This window comes from Frankia sp. CcWB2 (assembly GCF_977927585.1).
Map to the genome: position 1 here is coordinate 1 of NZ_CDWRCM010000013.1, position 984 is coordinate 984.

General features: G+C 64.5%; 1 protein-coding gene. It reads right to left on the reverse strand.

Annotation, left to right across the window (positions count from 1 at the left end; all coding sequences use genetic code 11):
• Nucleotides 1-301: 301 nt before the first annotated feature.
• On the reverse strand, nt 302-613 hold the full coding sequence (locus tag ACY45C_RS02830) for an acylphosphatase (protein WP_462186105.1): 312 nt from the start codon (nt 611-613) through the stop codon (nt 302-304).
• Nucleotides 614-984 lie beyond the last annotated feature (371 nt).

Here is a 984-nt window from a genome sequence, read left to right on the forward strand (position 1 = left end):
CCGCTACACGGGCACGAAGCCGACGCACCTCGTAAGAGAGACGCAAGTCGCCGCCGGAACCGACGTGGCCAAAAAGGGCCTTCGCCATAGTGATGGTCCTCCACGATGAGTGACCTAGTGGGTGTCAGACAGCACAAGATCCGAACAGATCAGAGTGCGCCCCAAACAATGACTCCAGGCTCCCACGTCGAGTGACCGAAAGTCAAGAGCATGCCACATGCTCCCGAGCCGGTCCGGTGAACATGTAAAAAGCGGACGGTCATCCCCACGACAGTTCCGACAACACAGCGTCTGCAACCAGTCACTTTCGCCGGAAGTCGGTCAGATCGCTCTGCGCCACCTGCCACACAGCCTCCACCCTGTCCGTCCGCCCAGGGGTGTGACCCGTCATCAACAAGTGCAGAAGGTCACGACAGGCCGGCTCCGGCCCTTCCGCAACCACCTCGACCGCCCCGTCCGGGAGGTTGGTGGCGGATCCGACCAGGCCCAGGCGCCGGCCCCGGATACGCACGTAGTCACGAAAGCCGACGCCCTGGACAAGGCCGGCGACCCGGGCAGTGAATCGGACCACGGCGTGTCCGGACTCCCTCTGCTCCGCGGATACATCGCTCATCAGCACGGTAGGGTACTGGCCATTGTGGATACCACATACTTCCCAGACATGGCAGGCTGACCGAGAGGGACACGGCGGCAGGATGATCATCGACTGGAACGGCCGGACCGGCCACGTTTCCGCCGCCGGTCCGCTGCCGTGCTACTCGCGTGTGAAGCTCTCGGCTCGGCACTCCTTCTCAGCGGTTGCGGCCAGAACTTCTCCCAGGACGGCGGCACGCTACCCGCCCCGCACGCGAGCACCGATGGTGACCGCCAGGTGACCCCGGAGCCGGTCGACAGCGCAGACAAGATTATTGGTCCTGGCTACGCCCCGCCGCGTACCGCAGGGCCTACCCAGACAGCGGTGCCCAATCTGCCGGGCGGCAAATA